Origin of the sequence: Methanobrevibacter filiformis, from assembly GCF_001639265.1 — an archaeon.
In the GTDB taxonomy this organism is placed as follows: domain Archaea; phylum Methanobacteriota; class Methanobacteria; order Methanobacteriales; family Methanobacteriaceae; genus Methanacia; species Methanacia filiformis.
The window spans coordinates 1-7,007 of record NZ_LWMT01000035.1 but is presented as its reverse complement, the minus strand read 5'-3'; the positions used below and the strand labels follow the sequence as shown (position 1 = coordinate 7,007).

At 27.6% G+C, this 7,007-nt stretch carries 7 protein-coding genes and 1 pseudogene; 7 read left to right on the top strand and 1 reads right to left on the bottom strand.

The window, feature by feature from the left end:
• Positions 1–245: pseudogene (locus tag MBFIL_RS01360) on the bottom strand (hypothetical protein); the annotation flags it as partial.
• A gap of 731 nt (positions 246–976) precedes the next feature.
• On the opposite strand from MBFIL_RS01360, the gene MBFIL_RS01355 reads away from it, so the two are divergent.
• The 7 genes from MBFIL_RS01355 to MBFIL_RS01325 all read left to right on the top strand — a co-directional run bounded on the left by MBFIL_RS01355 (position 977) and on the right by MBFIL_RS01325 (position 6,942).
• A complete protein-coding gene (locus tag MBFIL_RS01355) occupies positions 977–1,732 on the top strand; it encodes a sortase domain-containing protein (protein ID WP_066970736.1) in 756 nt (251 codons plus the stop codon).
• 121 nt (positions 1,733–1,853) lie between these two features.
• Complete coding sequence (locus MBFIL_RS01350; protein ID WP_066970734.1) at positions 1,854–2,228, top strand: dihydroneopterin aldolase family protein; 375 nt, start codon at positions 1,854–1,856, stop codon at positions 2,226–2,228.
• Between the two features lie 582 nt (positions 2,229–2,810).
• Positions 2,811–3,020 carry a 4Fe-4S dicluster domain-containing protein gene (locus MBFIL_RS01345; RefSeq protein ID WP_066970732.1) on the top strand — a complete coding sequence of 70 codons (210 nt, stop codon included), beginning with the start codon at positions 2,811–2,813 and terminating at the stop codon, positions 3,018–3,020.
• Positions 3,021–3,092: 72 nt separating this feature from the next.
• A complete protein-coding gene (locus MBFIL_RS01340; RefSeq protein WP_084266255.1) occupies positions 3,093–4,220 on the top strand; it encodes a 2-oxoacid:acceptor oxidoreductase subunit alpha in 1,128 nt (375 codons plus the stop codon).
• 12 nt (positions 4,221–4,232) lie between these two features.
• Entirely contained in the window at positions 4,233–5,087 is an 855-nt protein-coding gene (locus tag MBFIL_RS01335) for a 2-oxoacid:ferredoxin oxidoreductase subunit beta (RefSeq protein ID WP_245637438.1), read from the top strand.
• A gap of 163 nt (positions 5,088–5,250) precedes the next feature.
• Positions 5,251–5,817 carry a 2-oxoacid:ferredoxin oxidoreductase subunit gamma gene (locus MBFIL_RS01330; protein WP_066970726.1) on the top strand — a complete coding sequence of 189 codons (567 nt, stop codon included), beginning with the start codon at positions 5,251–5,253 and terminating at the stop codon, positions 5,815–5,817.
• A 672-nt stretch (positions 5,818–6,489) separates the two neighbouring features.
• The gene (locus MBFIL_RS01325) at positions 6,490–6,942 is read left to right on the top strand and encodes a hypothetical protein (protein ID WP_066970724.1); all 453 of its coding nucleotides are present in this window, start codon (positions 6,490–6,492) and stop codon (positions 6,940–6,942) included.
• Positions 6,943–7,007 lie beyond the last annotated feature (65 nt).

Here is a 7,007-nt window from a genome sequence, read left to right as displayed (position 1 = left end):
GCCTTTTCAAGTTTACGACCAGACCTTATACCATCAATCTGACCCATAAGAATATTTCTAGCAAGCATTCTCCTAGAATAAGCTTTCTTACCTGGAGTATCAGCATATTTAGAATGCAAATCACCAAAATCATACCGACTAACCAATTCCTCAATAAAAAAACAAATATGATTATCTGGAATAAAGTCCCTCAAATTCAAAGGAAGTAAAAACACCTGACCAATACTATCTTCATGCAAAACCATAAACACCAACTCAACAAAAACTAAAAAACATTAATACTATATTACACCCCATAATATTTAAAACTAAGCATAACTAAAAAGAATCAAAAAATAATTATTGCACAGCCAATTAAGTATAGATGTAATATGATTAAACATAGCTATTTTTCAGGTTTCGTTTTTTCAAAATTTTCACAATTTATATTAACATATATTTTGATAGGTTCATGATAAACTATTTATACTATTTAATACAATATATAATTAGTATTCATCATGTAATAATTTATCATGATGAATAGTATGTGATAAATTATTTAATTAATAAGTAAATAAATTTTTAAACAATTTAAACATTTCAAACTTTTAAAAACGAGAAATCTGAGATTTCTCTAAATTTCTGTCACGAAATAAAAGTTTGATCAAAATGATGTTTCAAAAAATAAACCGTTTTAAGCATAAGAAATGCTTGTATTAATAAAGCAAATATTTGAAAAAAGTTGAGTCATGAAATGAGAATTGATTTAATTAAATGTGAAAATATTTTGAAAAATTTTTCTATTTTTGAAATCAGTGTCTTGGAGTGCTTTTATTGAATATTAATCATTGATATATTTAAACTATTAGCTACAAACATATTTAGTTTATACTTTAAATTATCAACTACAACTTAATAATTTAGTTTATATTTAGGATTAATTATATTAATTAATTTATCATCTTATTACTTAATTCGTATTAGGAGTGGAAAAATGAAAATTTCAACAGTTGTTGTTATTATAGCTCTTGTGTTTATTTCATTATATGTAGTACAAGAAGTTGCTTACTTCTCAGAGAAAATCGTCATTGAAAAAGAGAGTAATGTAACAAATCCAGTTTTAATAGCTTCATCTATAGGTTTGCACGAAAAAATAAACAATGTGTCACTTTCACAAGGAGTTTTAATTGATGAACTCTCGAACAAGCCATCAAAAGGCGAAGTTATATTACATGGACATAGAACATTATTAGGTTCTCCATTTTTACGCTTAAATGAGTTTAAATCTGGAGACATAATCACTATACAATGGCCAGATATTGGTGCAGTTAATTATAGAGTTAATGGTTCTAAAATAGTTGATCCTAGTTATCAAATGGCAGTTAGTAACTCAACACAAAAGCTTTACATGATTACATGTGATCCAATAGGTTCAACTGCTCAAAGGTTAATTATAGAGTCTGATATGCTTAATGTATCCTCTTTAAATACTAAAGAACTATCAAATAATCCTCAAGAATACTATGCGATTTATATCATAGTAATATTCTTAGCTATTGGACTAATATTCACTTACTTTTATCCAGTTAAAGAAGACAGAATTTTTATCTTATTGACAATAGCTTTAATAACTGGAATAATGGCATATGATTACATATTCCCATTTTCACCAGAAATTATATCGTCTAAGCTAGATATTGTAACAAATTTCTTAGATGATGGAATAAATCAACTATTTGCATTGTTTTAATGAATATTGTGCATATTTTATAATATTGATTTTAATTAATATTTAGATTTTAATTAATTAATATTCAAATTACTTTTTTTTATTTGGTATAATGATTAATAAGATATATCAAGGTGCTAAAATGGATGTAGACAAAAAATACTTTTCAAATATAACATCAAGAGAAAGAGCTATTTTTGAAGGAGCAATAAGTATGGGTGCACTTTTCCACCAATTTATTGGAACTCCTGTAAACATAGATTCAGCAAAATCTTTGGAAATAGCTATTTCAAAATCACTAAAATTACAACCTGCAATTGAAGATGTTGAAGTCAGAATAGACTTAGAAAAACTAAAAGAAGTAAACACTGAATTTGACTATGTTTCTCTATCTGGTGATATGTTAAATGTTAAAATCATCTCAAAAATAGATAATATAATGGCTATTATTAAAATGGAGTTCATAGAAGAATTAAACTATCCTTTAATGTATATTGAGGACATATTTGATGAATAATTATTTTAGTAACATACTAATTTCATATTTAATATTATTAATCTCACAATAATAATTAATCTCATATTCATATATTTAGTTTTGTAGTTATATTATACTATTTATAAATTATATACATTGCTCAAATATACATTGCTCAAAAGTGTGACATATAATCATTTTTTAATTCTTATGAAATATATGATAAAAATACTTTAAAATTGAATTTAAAGGTTTTTCAAATGATATTTCGGAACATTTAAATTACTGCATATGTTACGAAGCTTTTGGAATATACTATACTTATATATTTTTAATTTTTATTAATTTTAATCATATTTTTCATATATTAAATAATCTCTAATTACTTATTTTTCATTAATTATTTAAATTAACAAATTCAAATATAACATATATTATATAATTTGCAGTATATTCTATAATTAATTATTTTGCAATTATTATTATATGATTTGCAGTATATTCTATAATTAATTTATTTTATACTTATATTTTAAATTATTACAACCTATTTTGAATTGTTTACATTAATTATATTTTTATATTCTTTTATTACTAAATTAAACAATGGAAAATGTTTTTATGATTAAAATAAATCCTAATCTCTGTAAAGGATGTGATTTATGTATTGAATCATGTCCTAAACAAGTTTATACGAAATCTAAGGTGTCTAACACTAAAGGAGTTTATCTTCCAAATCCTGAAAATGAAGATGAATGTATTAAATGTCATCTTTGTGAATTAATGTGTCCAGATCAAGCTACTTATGTGGAGGATGAGAAAAATGATTAATATTGACTTAAATATAAGTTATATTAACTTAAATCCAATACTATTTAATAGCTATTACAATACGGTGATATTATGAGTGAAGAATTTTTTATTCAAGGTAATGAAGCATGTGCTAGAGGAGCTATTAAAGCAGGATGTAGGTTTTTTGCAGGTTATCCAATTACACCATCTACTGAAATAGCTGAAGACTTATCTAGACTTCTTCCTAAAAATGGAGGATCATTTATCCAGATGGAAGATGAAATATCAGCTATTGGTGCTATTATTGGTGCTTCTTGGAGTGGTCTAAAAGCTATGACTTCAACATCTGGACCAGGTTTTTCTCTTATGCAAGAAAACCTTGGTTATGCTCAAATCACTGAAACACCCCTTGTTATTGTTAATGTTCAAAGAGGAGGACCATCAACAGGTCAACCAACAATGGCTGCCCAAGGAGATTTAATGCAAGTTAGATGGGGATCACATGGAGACTATGAACCAATAGCATTATCTCCATCATCAGTTCAAGAGTTTTTTGACTTCACAATTGAAGCTTTTAACTTATCTGAAAAATATAGGGTTCCAGTAGTTTTATTAGCTGATGAAGTAATTGGACATATGAGAGAAAAGATTGTAATTGATGATAATATTGAAACAATTAAAAGAACAGCTCCTACTGAAAAAGGCGAAGATTTCCTACCTTACAAGGCTCTTGAAAATGGTGTAAGTAAAATGCCAGCTTTTGGGGATGGCTATAAACTATCTATAACTGGACTTACTCATGACGAGCGAGGTTATCCTGCAACTTCAAATCCTCAAGATCATCAAAAACTTGTTAAAAGATTATGTAATAAAATATTAGAAAACAGAGATGAAATTGCAAGAGTTAAACTAGAGCAGTGGGAAGATGCAGATGTAATTTTAATTTCTTATGGTTCTTCAGTCCGATCAGTTATTGAAGCAACATTTAAAGCAAGAGAAGAAGGAATTAAAGTTGGATACATGAAAATAGACACTCCATGGCCAATGCCTGAAAAAGAAGTACTTGAAGTCAGTAAAATAGCTAATGATTTAATTGTTGTAGAAATGAATTTAGGGCAAATGGTTCACGAAGTTGAAAGAATAGCTAAAAATAATGCTAATACTCATTTAATTGGTAAAATTGGTGGAGAACTTCCAAATCCAGATGAAATACTATCTAAAATTAAGGAGTTGGTATAAATGGATAGTGAAATAAACTCTAAAGAAAATCCATCTCTTAAATACTTACGAAAAGACCGTTTACCCCACATTTTCTGTGGTGGTTGTGGTAATGGAATAATTTTAAACTCTTTTTTTAAGGGAATGGAAAGTGCTGAAATGGATTTTGATAATATAGCTATGGTTTCAGGAATTGGATGTTCTTCAAGAATTCCAGGTTATGTTAAATGTGATTCTCTTCATACAACTCATGGGAGATCATTAGCTTTTGCAACAGGACTTAAAACTGGAAATCCTGATTTAGATGTAGTAGTTTTTACAGGTGACGGTGATGCAGCAGCTATTGGTGGGAATCATCTTATTCATGCAGCAAGAAGAAACATTAACTTAACAGTCATATGTATAAACAACAATATCTATGGTATGACTGGTGGTCAAATAAGCCCAACATCACCAAAGGGTAGTTTTGGAAGTACAGCTCCATATGGTGCTCAAGATGCTCCTTTCAAATTAGCTGAACTTGTAACTGCTGCAGGCGCAAGTTATGTTGCTCGTTGGACAACAGTTAATCCAGTACAACTTTCAAATGCAATTAAAAAAGGATTGAAAACTGATGGATTTTCATTTATAGAAGTAATATCACAATGTCCTACTTACTTTGGTCGTAAGAATAAATTAAGAACTCCAGTCGACATGATAAGATACTTCAAAGACTCTACAGTTGTTAAAAGAAAAGCAGATAAAATGACTGATGAGGAACTGTTAGGTAAAATAATTATAGGTGAATTTGCAAATAATAATCGGGGAGAATTTACTAAAGGAATTTGTAATTTATCTATTGAAGAATGTGGAAAACCAACATATAAGAAATCTGCTTATAAACTATAATTTAATTGTCACTGATATATTACTGATTTCGCAAAATCAAAGATTTTGCAAAATCTATTTTAAATAAGTTATAATTAAGTAGGATATAATTAAGTAGGATATAATTAAGTAAATTATTAATTAATCAGTAAATTTAATTTAAATTTTCAAATAGGTGATTTTTATGCGAACAGAAATCAGAATAGCAGGATTTGGTGGACAGGGAGTTATTTTATCTGGAGTTATCATAGGTAAAGCTGCTTCTCTTTTTGATAGAATCAATGCAGTTCAAACACAATCTTATGGTCCAGAAGCTCGTGGTGGGGCGTCAAGAGCAGAAGTAGTTATCAGTGACGAAACTATTAATTATCCAAAGGTTCAAAACCCTGATATATTGGTAGCTATGTCTCATGAAGCTTTAATAAAATATTTAGATGGTTTAAAAGAAAATGGAATCCTAATTGTAGATCCTGATATGATTGTTATTGATGAAATTAAAGATTTCGTAATAAAAAATAATATTAGAGTTTACTATGCAAGAGCAACAGCAATAGCAACAGAAGAAGTAGGTTTAAAAATTGTAGCAAATATTGTGATGATAGGAGCAATAACAAAATTTACAGACATAGTTTCTTATGATGCTACAAAAGATGCAATACTTGTAAGTGTTCCACCAGGAACAAAATCTAAAAATATAACAGCTTTTGAAGCAGGTTACGCTTTATCTGATGATTTGGTTAATTTAAACTAAATTCCGTTTGATGAAATCAATGATCCTGCAAGAGTAAAGATGTTAAAGGTGTTGGAAGATGGGAAGTGGTTTAACTGAGTTCAGATTATCTTCAGTTAATGATTTGATTATGCATTTGATTAAACAATCATTTAATTATGTTACATATTCAGACAGATAATACTTCACTTAAATATAAGTAGTGTCATGACAATTTAATATTATGGTTTTAAATATTTCGTTATCTTTTTAATTAAGCTTTAATTTTCTTTATTTTAGCTATATGGTATGAAATTAATAATATATAAATATTTAAAATTAAATAGTCATGACAGTAGCTAATTTTAAAAAAATATATTGTATTGGGCAGATTTATTGAAGAATTAGGCACAGGAATTAAAAGAATTTTAACAAGTTTAAAAGAATAAAACATGGCTGAACATTTATTTAAAGAAGAATTTTGAGGCTTTTCTATCTATCTTTATCAAAAGTTTTCTAATATTAATCTTAAAAATAAGACTGTGTCAAAAACTTCAGGGTGAACAAGTGAAAAAATTCAATGAAAAGTACAACATATATATGTAATGTTCAGTATAATTCAAAAAAAAGTGAGTATAATAACATTAATTAAATGGAGGAAGAATATAGTTAAATCTATGCAAAGAGAAAACAAACTTCCTCCAAGTAATAATTATGAATGTTAAAATATATAATACTGATGGTACCAAGAGAGTTGTGATAGAAGAAGAAATATTATACTTAGATAATCGTGTAGGCCCAACATATCATCAAACATTGGAAGAAATAACAGGTATGACTCTTAAATGTCGTTACATCGATAATAGTGATTTTAAATGTGAATGTTGTGGTTCAGACTCATTTAAAATACATGATTATGGTCTTAGAAATCTGAATAAAAATCAAAAAATAGAATCCACAATTTACAAATGTAGGAAATGTGGAAAAACACATCAAACACCATTAGAACCTTTTGTTGATAAAAATAGCAATTACACCAACAAAGTCCAATCATTAGGCATTATGGTGAACTACCTATCGCATCTATCGTTAAATAACATATCTCTACTTAATGGAATTGTAAATAATGCATTTCCATCCAGACAAAGCACTCTCAACTATCCTTAATAAATTTTACAGTAATTTAAAACGTGAAAACAGTCGGAAAATAGTTTATTCTGGAAACTATGGGT

What these genes read in the sequence shown, in the direction of transcription:
- MBFIL_RS01350 (WP_066970734.1), top strand. Translation starts at nt 1,854, where the DNA reads ATGGATGTAGACAAAAAATACTTTTCAAATATAACATCAAGAGAAAGA.
- MBFIL_RS01330 (WP_066970726.1), top strand. Translation starts at nt 5,251, where the DNA reads ATGCGAACAGAAATCAGAATAGCAGGATTTGGTGGACAGGGAGTTATT.
- MBFIL_RS01345 (WP_066970732.1), top strand. Translation starts at nt 2,811, where the DNA reads ATGATTAAAATAAATCCTAATCTCTGTAAAGGATGTGATTTATGTATT.
- MBFIL_RS01325 (WP_066970724.1), top strand. Translation starts at nt 6,490, where the DNA reads ATGAATGTTAAAATATATAATACTGATGGTACCAAGAGAGTTGTGATA.
- MBFIL_RS01340 (WP_084266255.1), top strand. Translation starts at nt 3,093, where the DNA reads ATGAGTGAAGAATTTTTTATTCAAGGTAATGAAGCATGTGCTAGAGGA.
- MBFIL_RS01355 (WP_066970736.1), top strand. Translation starts at nt 977, where the DNA reads ATGAAAATTTCAACAGTTGTTGTTATTATAGCTCTTGTGTTTATTTCA.